The 19,481-nt window shown below is 42.9% G+C and carries 17 protein-coding genes and 1 pseudogene; 12 read left to right on the top strand and 6 right to left on the bottom strand.

The annotated features are described in order from the left end of the window. On the bottom strand, positions 1-379 hold a 379-nt coding region (locus tag J7545_RS08840), incomplete at its 3' end, for a hypothetical protein (RefSeq protein ID WP_318719466.1). 179 nt (positions 380-558) lie between these two features. Beyond that, entirely contained in the window at positions 559-1,512 is a 954-nt protein-coding gene (locus J7545_RS08835) for a DUF1822 family protein (protein ID WP_318719465.1), read from the bottom strand. A gap of 154 nt (positions 1,513-1,666) precedes the next feature. Between J7545_RS08835 and J7545_RS08830 the strand changes: the two genes are divergently transcribed. Beyond that, positions 1,667-1,822: a hypothetical protein gene (locus tag J7545_RS08830; RefSeq protein ID WP_318719464.1), complete on the top strand. Its 156-nt coding sequence runs from the start codon at positions 1,667-1,669 to the stop codon at positions 1,820-1,822. 243 nt (positions 1,823-2,065) lie between these two features. Further along, positions 2,066-2,350: a hypothetical protein gene (locus J7545_RS08825; protein ID WP_318719463.1), complete on the top strand. Its 285-nt coding sequence runs from the start codon at positions 2,066-2,068 to the stop codon at positions 2,348-2,350. 156 nt (positions 2,351-2,506) lie between these two features. Here the strand turns inward: J7545_RS08825 and J7545_RS08820 are convergent, their stop codons facing one another. Continuing rightward, entirely contained in the window at positions 2,507-2,998 is a 492-nt protein-coding gene (locus J7545_RS08820) for a hypothetical protein (protein ID WP_318719462.1), read from the bottom strand. A gap of 517 nt (positions 2,999-3,515) precedes the next feature. Beyond that, positions 3,516-4,418, bottom strand: coding sequence for an alpha/beta hydrolase (locus J7545_RS08815; RefSeq protein ID WP_318719461.1), 903 nt, complete (start codon positions 4,416-4,418; stop codon positions 3,516-3,518). A 106-nt stretch (positions 4,419-4,524) separates the two neighbouring features. Here J7545_RS08815 and J7545_RS08810 point away from each other — a divergent pair, with 106 nt between their 5' ends. The 8 genes from J7545_RS08810 (at position 4,525) to proX (J7545_RS08775) (ending at position 15,489) form a co-directional block, all read left to right on the top strand. Continuing rightward, a complete protein-coding gene (locus tag J7545_RS08810; protein ID WP_318700932.1) occupies positions 4,525-4,848 on the top strand; it encodes a thioredoxin family protein in 324 nt (107 codons plus the stop codon). Between the two features lie 34 nt (positions 4,849-4,882). Then, positions 4,883-6,055 carry an LL-diaminopimelate aminotransferase gene (locus J7545_RS08805; protein ID WP_413038626.1) on the top strand — a complete coding sequence of 391 codons (1,173 nt, stop codon included), beginning with the start codon at positions 4,883-4,885 and terminating at the stop codon, positions 6,053-6,055. 437 nt (positions 6,056-6,492) lie between these two features. Then, entirely contained in the window at positions 6,493-6,897 is a 405-nt protein-coding gene (locus tag J7545_RS08800; RefSeq protein ID WP_318700934.1) for an NF038130 family PEP-CTERM protein, read from the top strand. A 597-nt stretch (positions 6,898-7,494) separates the two neighbouring features. Continuing rightward, positions 7,495-11,073 carry a glycosyltransferase gene (locus J7545_RS08795; RefSeq protein ID WP_318719460.1) on the top strand — a complete coding sequence of 1,193 codons (3,579 nt, stop codon included), beginning with the start codon at positions 7,495-7,497 and terminating at the stop codon, positions 11,071-11,073. A gap of 10 nt (positions 11,074-11,083) precedes the next feature. After that, the gene (proX, locus tag J7545_RS08790; protein WP_318719458.1) at positions 11,084-12,097 is read left to right on the top strand and encodes a glycine betaine/L-proline ABC transporter substrate-binding protein ProX; all 1,014 of its coding nucleotides are present in this window, start codon (positions 11,084-11,086) and stop codon (positions 12,095-12,097) included. Between the two features lie 73 nt (positions 12,098-12,170). Next, positions 12,171-13,169: a glycine betaine/L-proline ABC transporter substrate-binding protein ProX gene (gene proX, locus J7545_RS08785; protein ID WP_318700759.1), complete on the top strand. Its 999-nt coding sequence runs from the start codon at positions 12,171-12,173 to the stop codon at positions 13,167-13,169. A gap of 78 nt (positions 13,170-13,247) precedes the next feature. Continuing rightward, entirely contained in the window at positions 13,248-14,291 is a 1,044-nt protein-coding gene (gene proX, locus J7545_RS08780; RefSeq protein ID WP_318700758.1) for a glycine betaine/L-proline ABC transporter substrate-binding protein ProX, read from the top strand. 154 nt (positions 14,292-14,445) lie between these two features. Further along, a complete protein-coding gene (gene proX / locus J7545_RS08775; RefSeq protein ID WP_318700757.1) occupies positions 14,446-15,489 on the top strand; it encodes a glycine betaine/L-proline ABC transporter substrate-binding protein ProX in 1,044 nt (347 codons plus the stop codon). 287 nt (positions 15,490-15,776) lie between these two features. Here the strand turns inward: proX (J7545_RS08775) and J7545_RS08770 are convergent, their stop codons facing one another. Together J7545_RS08770 and J7545_RS08765 are read right to left on the bottom strand one after the other, a co-directional pair. Beyond that, on the bottom strand, positions 15,777-16,712 hold the full coding sequence (locus J7545_RS08770) for an acyl-CoA desaturase (protein ID WP_318700756.1): 936 nt from the start codon (positions 16,710-16,712) through the stop codon (positions 15,777-15,779). Positions 16,713-16,898: 186 nt separating this feature from the next. Then, positions 16,899-18,239: an adenylate/guanylate cyclase domain-containing protein gene (locus J7545_RS08765; RefSeq protein WP_318700755.1), complete on the bottom strand. Its 1,341-nt coding sequence runs from the start codon at positions 18,237-18,239 to the stop codon at positions 16,899-16,901. A gap of 241 nt (positions 18,240-18,480) precedes the next feature. Here J7545_RS08765 and J7545_RS08760 point away from each other — a divergent pair, with 241 nt between their 5' ends. Continuing rightward, a complete protein-coding gene (locus J7545_RS08760; protein WP_318700754.1) occupies positions 18,481-18,789 on the top strand; it encodes a DUF3181 family protein in 309 nt (102 codons plus the stop codon). Between the two features lie 118 nt (positions 18,790-18,907). Beyond that, positions 18,908-19,311, top strand: a pseudogene (locus J7545_RS08755) (IS4 family transposase); the annotation flags it as partial. Positions 19,312-19,481 lie beyond the last annotated feature (170 nt).

The following is a 19,481-nucleotide window of genomic DNA, read 5'->3' as shown; positions in this document are numbered from 1 at the left end:
GTTGATGGGGATTTAATTGATATTCTGCAATTTGCTCGTTAATGCGTTCAATAACGGGATTCAAGCCTTCATAACTCAACCAGCGATTGAGTTGCTGTTCTAAAACTTGGGCGTATTTCCAGCAAGCGGCAAATGCATCTTCCTGTCTCGAGGCATTCTCAATGACTGCACGCCTGCCTAAAAATATAGGATAAAAATATTCTAAGTTCCAATAAGCTGCCTGCCACTGTAGATAGCTTTCCTCTAACTCCTGATAGTGCATTAACCTCGGCAACTCTCCTTCTGCGGAAGCGATGGTTTTCCCTTGCACCTTGACTTCCATAAGGGCAATTAAACCGTCTGGGGATTTATTGAGAGTTAGTTTAATGAGTTGAGACATTTTTACCCCCTTGAATTTGGGTATTCTTTCCAGGGTGTTGGGGCAGGTTTACAAAATTTATGGTGCATCGAGCCACATTGATGGTAAAGTTGCCCCTACTTTGCGGTTGCGATCGGGCGGGTTTACAAAACTTATGGTCAATCAGCCACATTAATGGTGAACCCGCCCCTACGTTGCGATTATACGACAAATTTTTCGCTCACAATTGTATCATCGATGCCCAAACAGACGGTGAATTCTTCACTAAAGTTAGCATCAAATTCACATTGAATCCACACATCCGCAGCTCTAGCTGTCACTTCCTTAAATACCTCTCCCTCAGCGAGGATGGTCATTTTCAGGTTAACGGGCAAAAACTCGGCATCCCTGGGATAGACTTTTAAGTTGGCGATCGCCCTCTCCTCTTCTTCCTGTATCAGATTAATCAGCAACACAACCTGACACTGAAGCAAGTCTACACTGAGATCGTAGAATTTCGCTCGCTGAGTGCGATCGCTCCACACCATCACCGGATGCAACTGTTCCGGTGTCAACAACTCCTCTGCTCTTTGCCATCCCTCAGTAAATACACCCTGAAACCAATCCCTTAACCGCGTCGGTTCTTCTTCCCATTCCAGATAAACATCCAACACCGGAAACCCAGCAATTTCCTGCAATTCACCCGCTTCAAACAATTCCTCAATGCGCCTGAGTCCTTCCGGCAAACCCTCTAGTACCACGATCGCACTACCTGGCTTAGTTACTCTAATCGTAATGGTGCGATCGCCTGACATTTCTTTCAAAATTTCTAAGATTTTGTCAGCTTGAGGAAGAAACTCATCTATGGAAGTGTTAAGTAACAACGTCACACTATCTGGATCGCCTAAATCCTTCAAATCATCCAAATTAATCACATCATTAAATTCTAGCCCTAAAAACTTAATGATGCTCTTGGCAACACTAATCCGAATACACTCCCCTCGAAAAAAACGGGCAATGCTATCTCTACTCGTTTTTAAATCTTCCGCAATTTCATAATAATTCATCGGCCTTTCTGTTTTATTAATTTCTTTTGTCTCTTCTTGTGCATTTTTCAAATCTTCCAATCCTTGCTGATGCGCTTTGACGTGATTGCGTTTGCATTTTTTGCTCATGTTTTTATTGTTATATCAGACTCTAAGAAGAGACTATCATAGCCATATTTAATCTAGCAAGTGCAGAAGGTGCAGCAAAAAAAAAGTCTGCTCTTTCAAGCCTAAAAAGATTGTGCTTTGATGTAAATGTAAGTTAAAGATTCAGGAGGCAAACATGCACCATCACGAGTACGATCGGGAATTTCATACCGAATTGCATCAACCGCACTATCATCCCCCGCACAACTTCGATCATAGCTTTGATGGAGGTGGCGATGATGATAGCTGGGTTTACAATTTCCTTGAAGGTATTTTGTCCTTGTTTATCTAAAGCGAGTTATTGATATTTTATCAATTCTCTCGCCATAAAACGTCAGCGTTTTACCTTTAAGTGCAGATGGTGCAGAACATTCCTAAATTCTGCATCATCTGCCCTCGAAATCCAATCCATAGGCTTGTTAGCCTAAAAATGTAAAGCAATTTCCCTTTATAGGAGGGTTGATCGCTTTAAGTAAAAACACCTTGAACAGTGTTCTGTAATCTCCTTTTCATTTAGTCAAAGAGGTCTGTAGAAATGTTGGAAAGTTTTCTATCAAAGGCAATTATAGGAAAGACAATTGGTTTTGCCTTTGGAGTTTTTCAAAGAAACAGAGACTGGGATAAATTTGCCCGTATTCAAGAAAAATATGGGATGGTTGATTGTGACGATGCTGATGAGTGTTTGGCTAAGTTTCATACAATGAGTGATGAGGATCAAACTTTTTTTCTTAAGATGATGCCTTACTTTTTTAAGTATTTAGATCATTGCCGCAAGTATCCTGGTGTACCTTTTCAGGTAGAACCATGGCATTATCATTGATTGAACCATTATTCCTCTTATGTTGCTTGAGGAAAAAGGCAGGTTAAAACCTTATTCTTTCGTTGGCGATCGCCCCTGTTGTTAAACGGACAAGAGTCTTTAATGGCAGGAAGAGCGATCACCGACAGGAAGGGAATTCATTTAAGAATGCTATATTTAAAGTTGGCGATCGCCAAATCGCTCCAACAACTCCTCACGGGATAACTGCAAACACAAAGGCATAAACTCATCTGGAGACAAGACCAACAGAGAGTCAATGATGCCCAAAAGCGCCTCATCCAACTCACCAAACCGAGTTCGTAATAAGGCTTCAATCATCAAGCGCTGACCCCGTTCAATCCCTTGTTCAATCCCTTCTTGCAAGGTATCTTCTCGCCATTTTAGATAGGCTGGTGATAATTCCATAATTAACTCCCTTTCTTCTGTTTCTAACTCTATTTTACTAGCAACATTAATTCGCCATATCCCCACTAACTGTAGAATATTTCGCCGTTGAGGATGTTCTCTGGGTAGTTCCAGCACTTGTTCGATCGCTCTTTTTTGGGTTCCTCCTTTCCCCAACATCCTTAACCATAAGGTTTCTGGGATTTCTGGCAGTTGGTTAATGGCAATAATCCCCGCTTTGAGTGTTTTTGCTAAAAGATGCACCCCTGTACACCATTGTTTTAAGTCAGGACGAGCGCCTAATCCTTCTAATACTCTCTCAGAAACAGTGGGGGTTAAAATCCATAATCGAGATAATTGCTCTTCATCAAGGGTTCGCTGTTCCCGTTTTGCCTGACGTTGGAGTTCTGCATGGACATGGAAAAGCTTCAGAATACAGTTGCGAATGTCTGGGTTGCTGGGACAATTGCGATAGGGTTCTAATAAACAAGGTGTAGAAGCCAGTTGAGAGAGTAAACCCAGTGCTGGAGGGTTGTTTGGTGGTTTAGGGGAAGGCTCAAAAATGAGGTCAATAGACAGGGTTTCCCCTGGAATTTCCCGGCTAATTTCTACTTCTCCCAGGGGTTCGAGCAGTTCTTTTTAGGTACTGCTTGGCAAATTGATCGTGGGGTTGGCGCGTCACGACAAGAGGGCGGTTGAGTAGGATTGATACTCTATTTTATTACAGTTGGGGCGATCGCCTCAGTAGTTGAGTGTAAAGTTTGCGGCTTAATCTTCATCTTCATCTCAAGCGTAAGGAGGGTTGGCTACAGTGTTCTAAAATCAGTTCGGCTGTTTTTTGCGGTTGCTCTAGATGGGGCGTATGACCAGACTGCTCGATCCAAATCAGTTTAGCGTGGGGGATGGCCTTCTGGAATTTGGCCGCATCAGCAGTTCCTAGAATGCGATCGCCCTCTCCCCATAAAACCAGTGTCGGATGGGTAACTTTCCCAACTTTATCAGCCATATTATTGTAGCCGCCACTGAGGGTAAAACTGACCATCGCTTCTGTCCAATAAGGCATCTTTAAATGCAGTGCCCCACAGAGCCGAGCATCAACAGAAGCCCATTTGCGATCATAATAGGCTTGGACTGCAACAGACTGTCTAACCCAAGATTGACGTAAAAATTTAGCTGCCCCATAGACGAGGGGTTTTAACCATTGTGCGGTAATAGCCTGACCGTTAGCAAATCCAGCACTATCAATTAACACTAACTGTTCTACGGCTTCGGGATAGCTAAGGCTAAAATCGATCGCCGTTGCACCTCCCATAGAAACGCCGACTAAAATCATCGGTTTTTGAATTAGAGTTTGCCAAACTGAATGTAAATGAACCTTAATCGCTTCTGGATTCACGGGTAAATTGGGCCGTCTTTCAGTGAACCCAAACCCGAATAAATCGATCGCCCAAGTCTCCTGATGTTCCGCTAGCAGAGGGAGTAACCGCCGAAACTCTAACACCGAACTATCAAACCCAGGCAATAATACAATCGGAGTAGTGCCGTTGCCTTCATGGAGATAGGACGTAACAATGGGTTCGGGACTTAAAGGAGTGGAAATCGCCTCCTCTTGGAGCGCTTGGATCGTACGGATAGATGTCTCTTCGGTAAACGTGTTCAGCTCAGAGGCAACAATAGGATTCATGGAAAGAAGCTCTAATTTTAGTTGATTAAAAAGAAAGTCCCGGATCGGGGTATAATAACCTAACCTAACCTAAAATGGGTCGTTTCCAGAACTGCTGTGATTGTTTATGAGTACCGCAATTACGATTACCGACGATCAATTTCAATCTCAAGTCCTCGAAGCCTCTAAGTCTGTGCTAGTATACTTTTGGGCGAATTGGTGCGGCCCTTGTCGCTTGGTGACTCCTTCGATTAATCAAATTGCCAGCGAATATGGCGATCGCCTCAAAGTTGTAAAAATGGAAGTAGACCCCAATCCTAAAGCGGTAGATAAATATAAAGTAGAGGGCGTTCCGGGACTGCGCCTATTCAAATCCGGAGAGCTGATTGCTTCTGGCGAAGGGGCACTCACCAAACAACAATTAGTGGAAATGATTGAACCTCACCTGTAACCCATCCCCCCATCCCCCCATTCCCTACCTCATGATTCGTTTTGCAGATCGCCTCAAATCCTTTGAACATAATGTCTTTGCCGATATGGATCGCGGCAAAGGGAAAGCTAGAGCGGCTGGTTTAGAAGTCATTGATTTATCCTTGGGATCGTCCGATCAACCCACTGCCCCCCAGGTGATAGAGGCGATCGCCCAAACGCTCCCCGATACCCGCACCCACGGCTATCAACTGTTCAACAGTACCCTCCCGTTTCGACAAGCCTGTGCGAAGTGGTACACCAATAAATACAATATTCCTGTCGATCCAGAAACCGAAGTCCTGGCTTTAATTGGTTCTCAAGAAGGAACCGCTCACCTTCCTCTAGCCATCCTTAACCCCGGAGATATTGCCATTTTGCTCGATCCGGGCTATCCGTCTCACTATGGTGGCGTTTGCTTTGCCGGGGGAGAACTCTACACCCTCCCCTTGCGAGAAGAGAATGGATTTTTACCCAACTTTAGCGATATTCCCCCATCTGTCTTAGACAAAGCACGGATGATGGTTCTCAACTATCCCCATAATCCGACTTCCGCCACTGCGCCCTTATCCTTCTTCAAAGATGCAGTAGACCTATGCTTGCGCCACAATATCGCCCTCGTCCACGATGCACCCTATGCCGAATTTGTCTTTGATGGCAAACCTGCGTCCCCTTCCGTCCTACAAGCAGACCCCGATAAAGCCATCTCCATCGAATTGTTCTCGTTCTCCAAAACCTATAGTATGGGAGGATTTCGGGTAGGTTATGCGATCGGCAATCCCCAGTTGATAGCTGGATTGCGCCAAGTCAAAGCAGTGGTAGACTTTAATCAGTACCAAGGCATCTTTAATGGGGCGATCGCCGCCCTCCAAGGCTCCCAAACCCATATTCAGTCTACGATTAACCGCTTTCAACAGCGTCGAGATGCCTTTATTAGCGCCATGGACGACATCGGTTGGCCGATTTCTCCCTCCGCTGCTACCATGTTTGTCTGGGCTAAATTACCGAAAAAATGGGAAAAACACTCAGTCGAATTTTGCACCCAACTCGTGGAAACTACAGGGGTAGCAGCCTCTCCCGGAGCCGGTTTTGGCCCTTCTGGAGAGGGATTTGTCCGTTTTGCCCTCGTCCATGACCCCCACATTCTCCAACAGGCAGCCGTTCGGATCGGCCAGTTTTTGCAATCGTAGAAATACGGAAAATGGCATCTCAAGTTCCTTGAAAACTTTATAGAAACTTGTTGTAATCTTCATCCTAACTTCACCATAGGTCAAGGGTTTGAGGCTATCATAGGAGCAAGTTGCGAGGCAATAACTTCCCCAAACTGAGCCACCCAAAGCTAGGAAGAAAATAGAGTTTCTCCAAAGAATAACAATCACGTTACTCTAGTGAACTCGGTCACATATCTTCCCCAAACATCAACTTAAGATGGGACTCGGTTCAGAGGATAGCAAGTTCCCAACAACTTATTGAAGATTACAAGTCAACACAACACACTTAAGAATTCTAGGCGCTTGAAATTATGTTTAACACTATAAAAAAATCGCTATGGGTGCTTCCGTTGTCGCTAGTGTTAGCGTCCTCGGCACTCCCGCATTCGCTGGTACTTTAAAATGTTTTCCAACGTTTGAGCGACCCCAACATTCAATCTGTTACGAGCAACAACGGTGAATTCTCCTTTGAATTAGCGGGTCATAACACCTTCGCTAGTGGTTTGCAACTTAATGTAGCCGACCCACTCTACCCTGTATTATCCCAAATGATGGCTAGTGAAGTGGTTAAATACAGCTTGGACGGAGGTACAAAGTGGAATTACGCCTACAGCTTTGGTACTCCTGGTTCCGCAGGTGCATTTGACAAGGGGTCCGATGCCTCTGGTGTGGTTGATGCCGGTGATGGCTTCTCCTTCACCCGCAACTTCAAGTTCACCGTAGGCGAACCTGCTGCTAAAGTTCCCGAACCTTCCACTCTCCTCGGTTTAGCTGCCATTGGCGGTCTGGTTGCTGCTTCCAAGCGCCGCAAGAATGCCTAGGTCAAGTCCTGTTGAAGCTGGTATGCATCAAGTCAGGTAGTCTGATTTCCTCCGAATTAAACTATATGAAGAACTTGGGGAGCTTAATAACTCCCTTTTTCTGTTCTTTTTGGGAATCTGAAGTCTGTTTAACCCTAGAACCTCATACCATTTCCCTATGAAGCTGCGCTTCTATCATCGCTGTTACTATTTTGGATGGGTCAATTTGGTTAGAGTGAAAATATTCATTAACCAGGCTCCACGTCTGCTTTATGTAGGTGTCTATGTTTCACACACTTTTCACACATTTTCAAGGTTCAGTGCGTGAGACATATGTAAGGCAGGGGTTTTAGCTATTGAGTGGCGTTAGCTGAGAAACAATACCTTCAGTTCGATTCTGCCTAGCTCCATTAATAATTAACTCCTATAGGTTGGCTTTGATTGAACTTAACAAGGGGCCCAGAGTAACTTGCCTCCTAACGATCGCCAAAGGTATAGTTAGCCAAGAAGCCGCTACACATCGATCGCCGATCGCAATCTTCAGCTATTCTGTTACAGTGTTGCTAATCGACTCTGGAACCACCAGTTCCAGCTTGATTTGGAGTGGACTATCTTTGCATGAAAAAATCCCTGAACCCCCTGATACAGACGGTGAAAGCGCCCCTGAAGGCTTTACTGAAGCGCTCTCCCAACCTAGAAGTCAATCCCACGGGAGACCTCCAGGGGTTTTTAGAAAGTCCAAATGCCATTGAACGCAACGTCAGTGGGGTATTGCGAATTGCGGGTTGGGTGTTTCATCATCGTCACGCGATTGAGTCGCTGACGCTGATTCAAGATGAGAGTAGGGAAGAAACTATCACCTATGGAGAACCTCGTCCCGATGTAGCGCAAGCGTTTATTGATGCTCCCTCGGCTGAAAATAGTGGCTTTGGCTGGAATTTACCCATTGAACCCAATTATTCTGGGGAGATTTCCATCAAGATTATGGCGAATTTAGAGAATGGAGATTCAGTCTGTTGTTTTGCCCGTACTATTACGATTCAAAATGTGTACGAGCGTCCGCCAAAACTGAAAGTTTCCCAGATGATTTCTGGGTTTATGACTAAGGCGGTTCTAGCTTATAAACAGCGCGGGGGAATTCCCTTATCTCCTCTGGTTTGGATTCGGTTTGTTAAGCGCTACTACGACCAAACCCAAACTCAGGAATTTGTATCCTATTCTACGATTATTCATCCTTGGCAACAGGAAGACCCCTATCAGCGTTGGCTAGATCATAATCGCTTAACGGCTAAGGTGCGGGAATTGATGGCAGAGTCGGCACAACATTTAGAAAAAACGGGTGTAAAAATCAGTGTAGTTGTTCCCGTTTACAATCCACCGAAGGGCTTTTTAGAAGAAACGATCGCCTCAGTACAAGCGCAAATTTATCCCAACTGGGAATTATGTTTGGCGGATGATTCCTCGACTCAACCTCATGTTAAGCAAGTTTTGACCGAAGCGCAAGCATCAGATTCTCGGATCAAAGTTGTATTTAGAACCGAAAATGGCCATATTGTCAAGGCGACCCATTCAGCTCTAGAGGTGGCAACGGGGGACTATATTGCTCTTTTAGATCATGATGACCTGTTATCTCCCGATGCGCTACTACATGTAGCAGAATGTGTAGACCAATACCCGGATGTGGATTGGATGTATACGGACGAGGACAAAATTACGCCGACAGGAGAGCGTTATGGATACCAAATGAAGGGGGTTTGGAGTCCAGAAATGGCGATCGCCCACAATTATACGCACCATCTAGCCGTGATTCGCAAGCGCTTAATTGACGAGGTGGGAGGACTGCGATCGGGTTTAGAGGGAGCGCAGGATATCGATCTTTACCTGCGGGTGCGGGAAAAGACGACAATGGATAGGGTACGTCATATTCCCCACGTCTGTTATCATTGGCGCGTCCATCCGGAAAGTACGGCATCGAAGGGAACGCAGAAAACCTATGTCTTTGATAGTGCCTATCGAGCAATTTCTGATACTCTGGAGCGACGCAATTTAAAGGCGAAACCCTTTTTACCGGCTTTAGCCACGAAGTACGGATTATGTTTGCATCAGTTGCAATGGGATGCTTCAATTTTAGCGGAAAATCCCGTTACCATTGTGATTCCGACTCGCGATCGCACAGAAATCCTATCGGAATGTATTGCTAGTTTGGAGAAAACTGTAGATCCGCGCTACGTGCAAGTGATTATTGTTGACGATCAGTCTACGGAACCCAAGACAGAAGAATTTTTTAGTCAACTGGAAAATGGTTCTTTAACCTCCCCAGGAGACCTCAAATTAACCTATCAGGTGATTAGAACCCAACGCCCCGACCCCAGTTTAACCGGACGGGAGGGCTTTAACTATTCTCGCTTAGTGAATCTTGGTGCTGCACAGGTGAAAACGCCCCTCATGTTGCAGCTTAACAATGATATTACGGCGATCGCTCCCGGTTGGCTCGAAGACATGGTCGGATGGATGTCCATTGAAGGAGTCGGAGTGGTTGGCGCTCGTCTCCTGTATCCTGATAATACCCTACAACATGCCGGCGTTTGTATCGGCCCCAATGGTGGATTAGCCGGTCATTTATTCCACGGGTTACGCAAAGAAGAACTCGGTTATCTCTTCTATCCCCACACCACCCGAAATGTCTCCGCCGTTACCGGAGCCTGTTTGCTTACATCCACCGAACTTTACCATCAAGTCGGTGGATTTGATCGGGAAAAATTGGGCTTAGAACTCAATGATGTGGACTATTGTTTACGGGTGCAAGAAACCGGTAAGCGGGTCGTTTATACCCCTCAAGCCACCCTCATTCATCAAGGAAGTGCCTCACGGGGAGACTATTATAATCCTAAGGAACACCTGAATTTCATGGAGCGATATCAGGGAAAAAAAGACCCTTACATTAACTCCAATATTAATATCGATTCCATGACTATGGATTTAAATCCCCTTCACTATGTCCATAGTCGTCGAATTTCCGGGATAAAAATTCTACTGGTCACCCACAATTTAGCCCTCGAAGGCGCTCCCTTAATGGCTTATAATTTTGCCAAGCATTTTGTCGAGTCGGGAGAATGCCAAGTTAATGTTGTTTCCCTCGTCGATGGACCGTTACGCAACGATTACGAAGCACTTAATATTCCCGTCAAACTGATTGAAGATAATCTGCAACGGGTCGATAATAGCCTAGAAACCTACCATCAGCGTCTCCAACAGGTGGGAAAAGTCCTAGACATGACCGAGTTCGATCTGGTGATGTCCAATACGATGGTCGGTTTTTGGGGAATAGAATTAGCCCAATTGTTTGGCTTACCGAGTATTTGGCATATCCATGAAAGTTGCACCGTTGAGCGCAGTTTACGAAACTTTTTTGGTGACTCTCCTCCACAAGTGATGCGGGGTTTATTGGAGCGTTGTTTTCAGAATGCATCGCGGGTTATCTTTGTCGCTGATGCCACGCGGCAAATTTTCCACGATCTCGATATTCACGGCCGTTTTCGGACGATTCCTGGAGGCATGAATTTAGAAAAAATTGCCGAGTTTCGCCAAAGTAATAGCAAATCTTATTTACGGCAGAAATATGGGATTTCTGAAGAAAAAACAGTGATTTCGGTGATTGGAACAACGTGCGAGCGTAAAGGACAGCATATTTTCTTAGAAGCCATTAAGCAATTAGAGAAGATTTATCCAGTCTCGCAGTTTAAGAACCTAGAGTTTCTGATTGTGGGAACTCGCGAAATTATCTATCTTGACTATTTGCGTCAAGTGCAAGAGAGGCTAAAGCTGGATTACGTGAAAATGTATCCAGAAACGCGCTATGTGTTTGACTTTTTTGGCTTAACCGATATATTTGTATGTACCAGTTTTGAAGAGTCTTTTCCGAGGGTGGTTTTAGAAGCGATGGCGTTTGAGTTAAAAATTGTCAGCACGAATGTGTTTGGGATACCGGAGATGATCGGCGATCGCCACGAAGGGTATTTGGTGCGTCCTGGCGATCCAGAAGCCTTAGCCAACGTCTTGGTGGAGGCGATCGAAACTGACTATGCCAATCGTTTACGCGGAAATGCTTACGCACGAGTGAATCGTTTATTTGACAACCAAAAACAGTTGCCGAAACACTTGGCAATGGTGAAAGAAACCATCTTACAAAATGAATAAAAGAATATCAATGTTAAAATCCCGATTAATTCCTACAACTCTTTCCCTAATGATAGGATTAATCGCCTGCCAACCCACCCAAAGAGCCGATAAACATTCTGAACCCGTTACGATTAGAGCCGCCCATAGTGGTTTTGTGGAAGAAAGTTTTCAAACAGAAGTTGTAAATTTGGGACTAGAAAAATTGGGTTACACTATAGATACCGTCAAAGAACTAGATTACTCTGTTATCTATATTTCTCTGGCTAATAGCGACCTCGATTATACGGTCATCTATTATAACCCAGCCCATAAAGATTTTTTTGAAAATGCTGGTGGTAATGAAAAATTGGAGATCTCAGGATTGTTGATTCCTGAAGGAAGCCAAGGATACAGAATTGACAAGAAAACAGCCGATCAATATGGAATTAATAACATTGCTCAATTGAAAGATCCACAACTGGCAAAACTATTCGATTTAGATGGAAATGGAAAAGCCAATTTAGCGGGATGTAATACAGGGTGGAGTTGCGAAGCGATGATCGATCATCACATCCAAGCCTACGAACTCGAAGATACCGTTGAACAAGACCGAGGAAATTATACTGCTCTTCTGGCTAATATAATTACTCGTTATGAGCAAGGAAAACCCATTTTATTCTATGCCTATAATCCCCATTGGATATTTGCAGTTTTAGAAACGGATCAAGAAGCAGTTTGGTTAGAAGTTCCTTTTACCTCTCTCCCAGAAGGACTGAGTAATTTAACTGCAGAAGAGACTACATTTAATGGCAAAAATACAGGGTTTCCGGGAAGCAAACAGAATATTGTGATTAATCAAACCTTTGCAGACAATTATCCAATGGCAAAACATTGGTTTGAGAGGGTACAAATCCCCCTTGCGGATATGGATAAAATAAGTTTACGGATTAAAGAAGGTGAAAATTCTCAGGAGGATATCCGCCGTTTAGCAGAAGAATGGGTGAGTGCAAATCAAGAGCAGTTCGATCGCTGGATTGCAGAAGTGAAAGAGGCGAATCAATGAAACGATATCTGAAGAAAAACCTCCATCTTTTCAAATTGATTTAATGCGATTCAAGTTTCAGTTAAAAGTCATATTGACTTCAATTATTTTATCTCTAACTATGGGATTGGCTGGCTGTTATACTACGAAAAGCTCGACTCAAAATTCGTCCCTCAACGAAGTAACTATTCGTTCAGCTCATAGTACCTGGCTTCAAGAGATCTTTCAAACTGAAGTGGTAAATATTGGTCTAGAAAAGCTAGGCTATAAAGTTGCTACCATTAAAGAACTAGAGTATCCCGGAATTTATTGGTCTATTGCTCATGGAAATTTAGATTATAGTGTTATTTACTATAGCCCCAGTCATGATGGCATGTTTAACCAAGCAGGGGGTGATGAAAAAATACAAAAATTAGGTTTTTTTGTTCCCATTGGCAATAGGGGATATCGAATTGATCGAAAAACAGCTCAAGAATATGGAATTACCAATCTCGGACAATTGAAAGATGAACGGATTGCTAAATTGTTTGACTTTGATGGAGATGGAAAAGCTAATTTAGCTGGATGTAATCTAGGTTGGGTTTGTGTATCAGCGATCAATCATCATATAGAACCTTATGGATTGCAAGACACTGTTGAACAAGAGCAAGGAGTGTATGAAGCTTTGCTTACTGATGTGATTAGTCGCTATCAACAAGGGAAACCAATTTTATTTTATGCTTATAATCCCCATTGGATTTCTGCGGTTTTAAAACCAGATAAGGATACGATTGGGTTAGAAGTTCCATTTACTTCTTTCTCAGGAAATGAACATTTTACTGAAGAAGAAACCACGTTTAATGGAAAAAATACAGGGTTCCCAGGAGGATCTCAAGAAATTGTCGTCAATCCAGAATTTGTAGCCGCTAATCCAATCGCGAAACGGTGGTTAGAATTAGTACAATTCTCTCCTGAAGATATGAATGAAGCAAGTTTGCGGATTAGGGAAAGAGAAAATAGCCCTGAGAAGGTTCGTCTTTTAGCAGAAGAATGGATTTCTGAAAATCAAGAGCAGTTCGATCAATGGTTGGCTGAAGCGAAAGGAGCAAGTTAATAATTTTTATGAAGATAAATAGATAAATATGGATCAAAATTGTTATCATAATTCTGGAGTATATAATCTTATAATATCATGACTATTAAATCCTCTCCAAAAAACATCATATTCACTACTTTTATATCTCTGTTGCTCGGATTAACGTCCTGTCAACCCACATCTGAACCTAGTGGTTCGAGTGGTAACTTATCTCCCGAAGAGGTAAGCATTCGTTCGGGACATAGTAGCTGGGTTGAGGAAAGTTTTCAAACTCAAATTGTCAATCTAGGTCTAGAAAAGCTAGGCTATACCATCGATCCAGTAAAAGAATTGGAGTATCCAGCAGTTTATCTTTCTGTTGCCAATGGAGATTTAGATTATAGCGTTGTGTATTATCAACCGGGGCATAATGATTTCTTTAAGAATGCTGGTGGTGAAGAAAAGTTAGTCGGTTTGGGGCTTTTAACGACATCAGGACTCCAAGGATATCTGATTGATAAAAAAACAGCAGAGGAGTACAATATTTCTAATCTAGAACAATTTCAAGATCCAGAAATTGCTAAATTGTTTGACTTTGATGGAGATGGAAAAGCAAATTTAACTGGATGTAATCCAGGTTGGAGTTGTGAGCTAACCACAAATCATCATATTGAAGCCTATAAACTTCAAGATACAGTAGAGCACGATCAAGGAAGTTATACGGCTTTATTAGCCGATGCAATGACTCGTTATGAAGAGGAAGAACCAATCTTCTATTATACCTATAATCCCCATTGGATTAGTGCTGTGTTAAAGCCAGGTGAAGATGTGATTTGGCTAGAAGTCCCTTTTACTTCTTTACCAGGAGATTCGAGCGATCTTTCAGAAAAAGATACTACATTTGAGGGTAAAAATCTTGGGTTACCTGCCAATACTCAGCAAGTTATATCTAACCCGATGTTTTTAGAAAATAATCCAGTTGCAAAACGCTGGTTTGAATTGGTGCAAATTCCTCTGGAAGATATGAATGAAGCAAGTTTACGGATTAAAGAAGGGGAGAATACAGCGGAAGATCTACGCCGTATGGCACAAGAGTGGGTGAGTGAAAATCAAGAGCAGTTTGATCGCTGGATTGAAGAGGCAAAAGGAGCCAGTGAATAAACAAGTATAATCGATGCGGCTTAACCTATATAGCGCTTTGAATACACAATAGCTAGCATTGCTTAGAGTCTAAGGTTTCAAGCTATACTCTAGAGAAGAGAGAATCGCTATACTCATAATCCTTTGCTTCGTCTTCTCCTCTATTAGGAATCTCATGACTATCCAATTCTCTCAAAAATTTATCATACTCACTGCTTTTATGTCTGTGTTGCTGGGATTAATGTCCTGTCAACCTACGTCTGAATCTAGCGATTCGAGGGGTAACTTGTCACCGGAAGAAGTAACTATTCGTTCGGGACATAGTAGCTGGGTTGAGGAAAGTTTTCAAACTCAGGTTGTTAATCTAGGTCTAGAAACACTAGGTTATAAAATAGATCCAGTAAAAGAGCTGGAATATCCAGCAATTTACATTGCTGTTGCTAACGGAGATTTAGATTATAGCGTTGTTTATTATCAACCTGGGCATGAACTTTTTTTTGAAAATGCTGGTGGTGAAGAAAAGTTAATCGGGTTAGGGCTTTTGATTCCATCAGCAACTCAAGGATATCTGATTGATAAAAAGACAGCAGATAAATATGAAATTTATAATATAGAGCAGCTTCAAGATCCAGAAATTGCCAAACTGTTTGATTTTGATAGTGATGGTAAAGCAAATTTAACTGGATGTAATCCGGGTTGGGGTTGTGAGTTGGGGATCAATCATCACATTAAGGAGTATGAACTTCAAGATACAGTGGAACACGATCAAGGAAGTTATGCGGCTTTATTGGCGGATGCTATTACTCGTTATGAAGAAGGAGAATCTATTTTATATTATGCCTATAATCCCCATTGGATTTTTGTCATTTTAAAGCTAAATGAGGATGTGATTTGGTTAGAAGTTCCTTTTACTTCTTCCCCAGAATATATTACTGATTTAACTGAGGAGGATACTACATTTAATGGAAAGAATCTTGGTTTTTCTAGACCAACTCAGAAAGTGATATCTAACCCAAAATTTATAGCGGATAATCCAGTCGCTAAACGCTGGTTTGAGTTGGTGCAAATTCCCCTGGAAGATATGAATGAGGCAAGTTTACGGATTAAAGGAGGGCAGAATACGACGGAAGATATGCGCCGTCTGGCTCAAGAATGGGTGAAGGATAATCAAGAGCAGTTCGATCGCTGGATCGAAGAGGCAAAAGGGGCGGGTAGATAAAGGAATAGCATGTACAGTGCTTTGTGCTTTGATAGGGAGATAGGGGGAGCAAATAATAATTTGATGGAGCTTTTAACTATTCTGCCTATCGTTAAAAACAGTCAATGTAGCTGATAGTACAGAAAAGGGCTGCATTGTGCTCGATCAAACAGGGGAGATTAAATACGGGCGATCGCCACTTCCCAAACTAGGTAAGAGTGCTGCGATCGCTAACATATCATCAATAATTAGAATTTCATCCCCCTTTGTCCCAAAGTGACAGAAGAGGGTGAAGCAAGAACTAGGAGCTAATTAGCCAGAACAGCATTTTCCTGTTGCTTGCGCTCAATATCTTGATCCGAAGGGAATTTAACATCCCAGACTAAACCCAGGCGTTGCAGCAGGGCAATCACCCACCAAGAAAAATCGACTTGCCACCAATTCATGCTAAACCGGGCAGAGTAAGGAAAAGCATGATGGTTATTGTGCCAACCTTCCCCTAGAGTAATAATGGCAATCAGGGGATTATTGCGGCTGAAGTCTCCAGTCTTGAAGGGTTGAGTCCCCCACAAATGGCAAATCGAGTTAACGGAGAGGGTTCCTTGGAAACTGAGCATAATTCGTAAAGCTCCGCCCCAGATCAGCCCTCGCAGAGCGCCTTCCCAAGATCCACAAATGGCTCCTTCAATGGCCGCCGGGAGCGCTAAACCCAGTACAATCCAGATTAAACACCAGCGATCAACTATTTGCACAATGCGATCGCTTTTTAAGTCATTGATATAGGGTAAGGGTTCCACCCAAGTTGCACCAACCATCCAACCAAAATGACCATGCCAAAATCCTTGCAGTTGCCCCCAGAAGCTTTTGCCATGTAGGTGGGGCGAATGAACATCTCCAGGTTGATCGCTGTATAGGTGATGCTGGCGATGGTGGCTTACCCAACTGGCAATTGTTCCTTGAGTCGATATACAAGCAGCAATACCGATCAGGGCTTTCAGAATTGGCCCAGTCTTAAACGCTTTATGGGAGAATAAGCGATGATATCCTACACTCACCCCTAGAATGGTGAGGATGTAAAAACCGACGAGTAAGGCGATATCAAGGGGAGTCACCCCTTTTTCCCACCAGATTACTGCGGCGATCGCCACAATGAACCCTATTCTAGGCAGGGTTAAGGTGATCGTGTTAATCACTCTTCGGCGATTAAGATCGGCTATGGCTTCAGAACTACTGTAGTTGGTCATCCAGGAACCTTTTATCAAATTACTTAAGCACTTTGAAGGATTGTATCAGCTTTTTGACCTTTGCAGGGCAATCTTAGGCTCTTTTAAGGATCTATTAATGTCTCAAAGCCTGACTGAGCAAGAGTTTCTTGTCTGGAGTCAATGGCGATCCTATAAAGTAGCGATCGCTCAGGAAGATTCATCGCCCTATGGAGTTATTCGCCCTTCCAGAAAATAGGTAGTCATTTTTCCTTTGCCTTTGACCTCAATCTCACCTCGCTTTTCTAACTGATAGTCATCTCTCAAGGCATTATAGGTTTCTTTTGTTACTTGTATTTTCCCGGGTAGACAATGGGATTCCATTCTGCTGGCAATATTCACCGCATCTCCCCAAAGGTCATAAATGAACTTTTTCTTACCAATCACCCCAGCCACAACCGGCCCGGTATTGATCCCAATGCGAATATCGAGCAGGGTTTGGTGTTTAAGATTAAACTTAAACACCTCTTCTTGGATTTTCAGCGCCATTTCCGCTACAGAGATCGCCACCTTCGGTCGATTCGTGGGCACACCTCCCACGACCATATAATTATCCCCAATGGTTTTAATTTTTTCCAACTGATACTGATCTGCCCAATAATCAAAGGACGAAAAAATTTCATTGAGATAATTGACTAATGTAGGTGCAGAAATTGACGAGGCTAACTTCGTAAATCCCACTATATCTGCGAATAAAATTGTAACTTCAGGAAACCATTCGGCGATCGGATTATGGCCCTGCTTCAATTGGTCAGCGATCGGTTTGGGAAGTATATTGAGCAAGAGGCGATCGGATTTTTGTTGTTCACTTTCGAGTTCTTGATTCGCTTCTTGGAGTTGAGCGGTTCGTTCAACCACTCGCCGTTCCAGCTCTTGCGACGTTTGGCGCAACCGATTAATCACAACAGCAATCGCTGAAAGAGCTAAAACCGAGTGAAACAACAGCATCATCAATGTTTCCTTCAAATGCTTATGAGTTTCTTCAATAAACTCATCTAAAGGTAAAATAATCTCTAAAATTCCACGTACATCTCCTATTTGCCAATCTGTTTTTGGGCTATCTGGATGAGTATTATGACACGCGACACAAGTCGGCTCCATAATTTCTGCTTGGGCATATCGTAAAGATGAATATCCTGCTATTTTTTCAAATTGGTAATAGGGTTCATTCGGACTCTTTCTTAGGGCGGATAAAGCATCTTGCTCAAATTGATCGCTAATAGTTTGTTTGATCATCGCTTGACCACCCCGAAAAGGATAGTCACTATAGAGCTTAACCATCATCCCCATATTGTGTTGGCCAATCTTCCATCCTAACTTCATCAAGAATGTTGCGGGTAAAGGAATTGCACCTGTAATATTGAGATAATTATGAGAAACAGAAATGCCATCAACATCTTGGGCGCGATCGACCACCTCAGAGCTATACAGATTTCTCGCTTCTTTGATTAAATTAGAATAGGAAATTGCGGTTGATATTGCTTGATATTTAATTAAATTTGATGACATTTGATAAGTGTTTGCTAAACCGATACCAATACTCAAACAAAATAATAGAATCAGGAACAAAATAGTATGTTTATAAGAGAATGAGTTTAATTTTTGAAGTAATTTATGAATGAAGTTATCCATCCTGTTATCGATCCACTCTAGTAGATCTGTTTTAACATATAATTAAGTTTCGTCAATGAGGAGTTGTTGTATAATTGAATATTACCCGATCTCCAATACTGAACGAGGAGGAACATTCATGAGTTGCAGCTATCTCACAGAGTCCATTGAAAACTTAGCAGCAGAAATTGGTAAAAATGTCTATATGGATATTGCCAAATGGCATCTTTATCTCAATGATGCCCATCTTCATACCCCTTTAGCCGAGCGTCTCTATCCTTTATTAGTAGAAGATGACCTCGAAGAAAACAAAGTATTGGAAATTTTGCAAGAGATAACTGTAAAATTAGGGGGAGGACGCAGGCAAATTCCCTTGTTAGATTTAATGCCCATGCAAGCACAGCTAAATTTAATGGATTTACTTGAAGAATTTCAAAGTAACCTTTAATCCTATATTATATGGCGATTGTTCTCTATCCTTCTTCTGTCATTTTCGGAGATCGAGATCGCCTTGGTGAAAAGGTGAATCAATAAAGCTGCGATGGTCTCATCACAAGCGGGAATATACCCTCTGGGGAGGAAGAACGACAGAAGCGTGGAACTATAAACGAATGCAGCGATTTTTCCGCTCTTTTGAAATGGAGATGGATAAGTTCACACTGATGGTAATGAGCATCGCTCAAATCCCTCAACCCTGGATGTTAAGCATTGATAGGACGAACGGGTCATTCGGCAAGACCCACTTCAATATCCTGATGCTGTCTGTGGTGCATGAGGGCATTGGCTATCCCTTGATGTGGACAATGCTGAAGAAAAAAAGAAAGGCAACAGTAACAGTGAAGAGCCCATGGACTTGTTGGAGCACTGTGAAGCCCTCTTTCCTCAGGTCAAGATTGCCTACCTCACTGGTGACACTGGTGACCGGGAGTGTGTGGGCAAGCCTTGGCTCTCATTCCTGATGCTCGACGAATTCCTTTCCTCAAGGGGTGACAAGGTAGTTCAAAGGTCGCTATAGCGACCTTTTTCGGTAGTATTTTGCTGAAAACCTCAACTCAATGGTCGCGATCGCATAACTATAGCATCAGGTTAGAGGGTTACTTGCCCAAAAAATCGCTGGATTTTTTCGCCATCTTTTAACGG

Source organism: Roseofilum sp. SBFL (assembly GCF_017746885.1).
GTDB lineage: Bacteria > Cyanobacteriota > Cyanobacteriia > Cyanobacteriales > Desertifilaceae > Roseofilum.
Note: the sequence above shows the minus strand (reverse complement) of the source record. Positions and strands in the feature narration are given on the sequence as shown.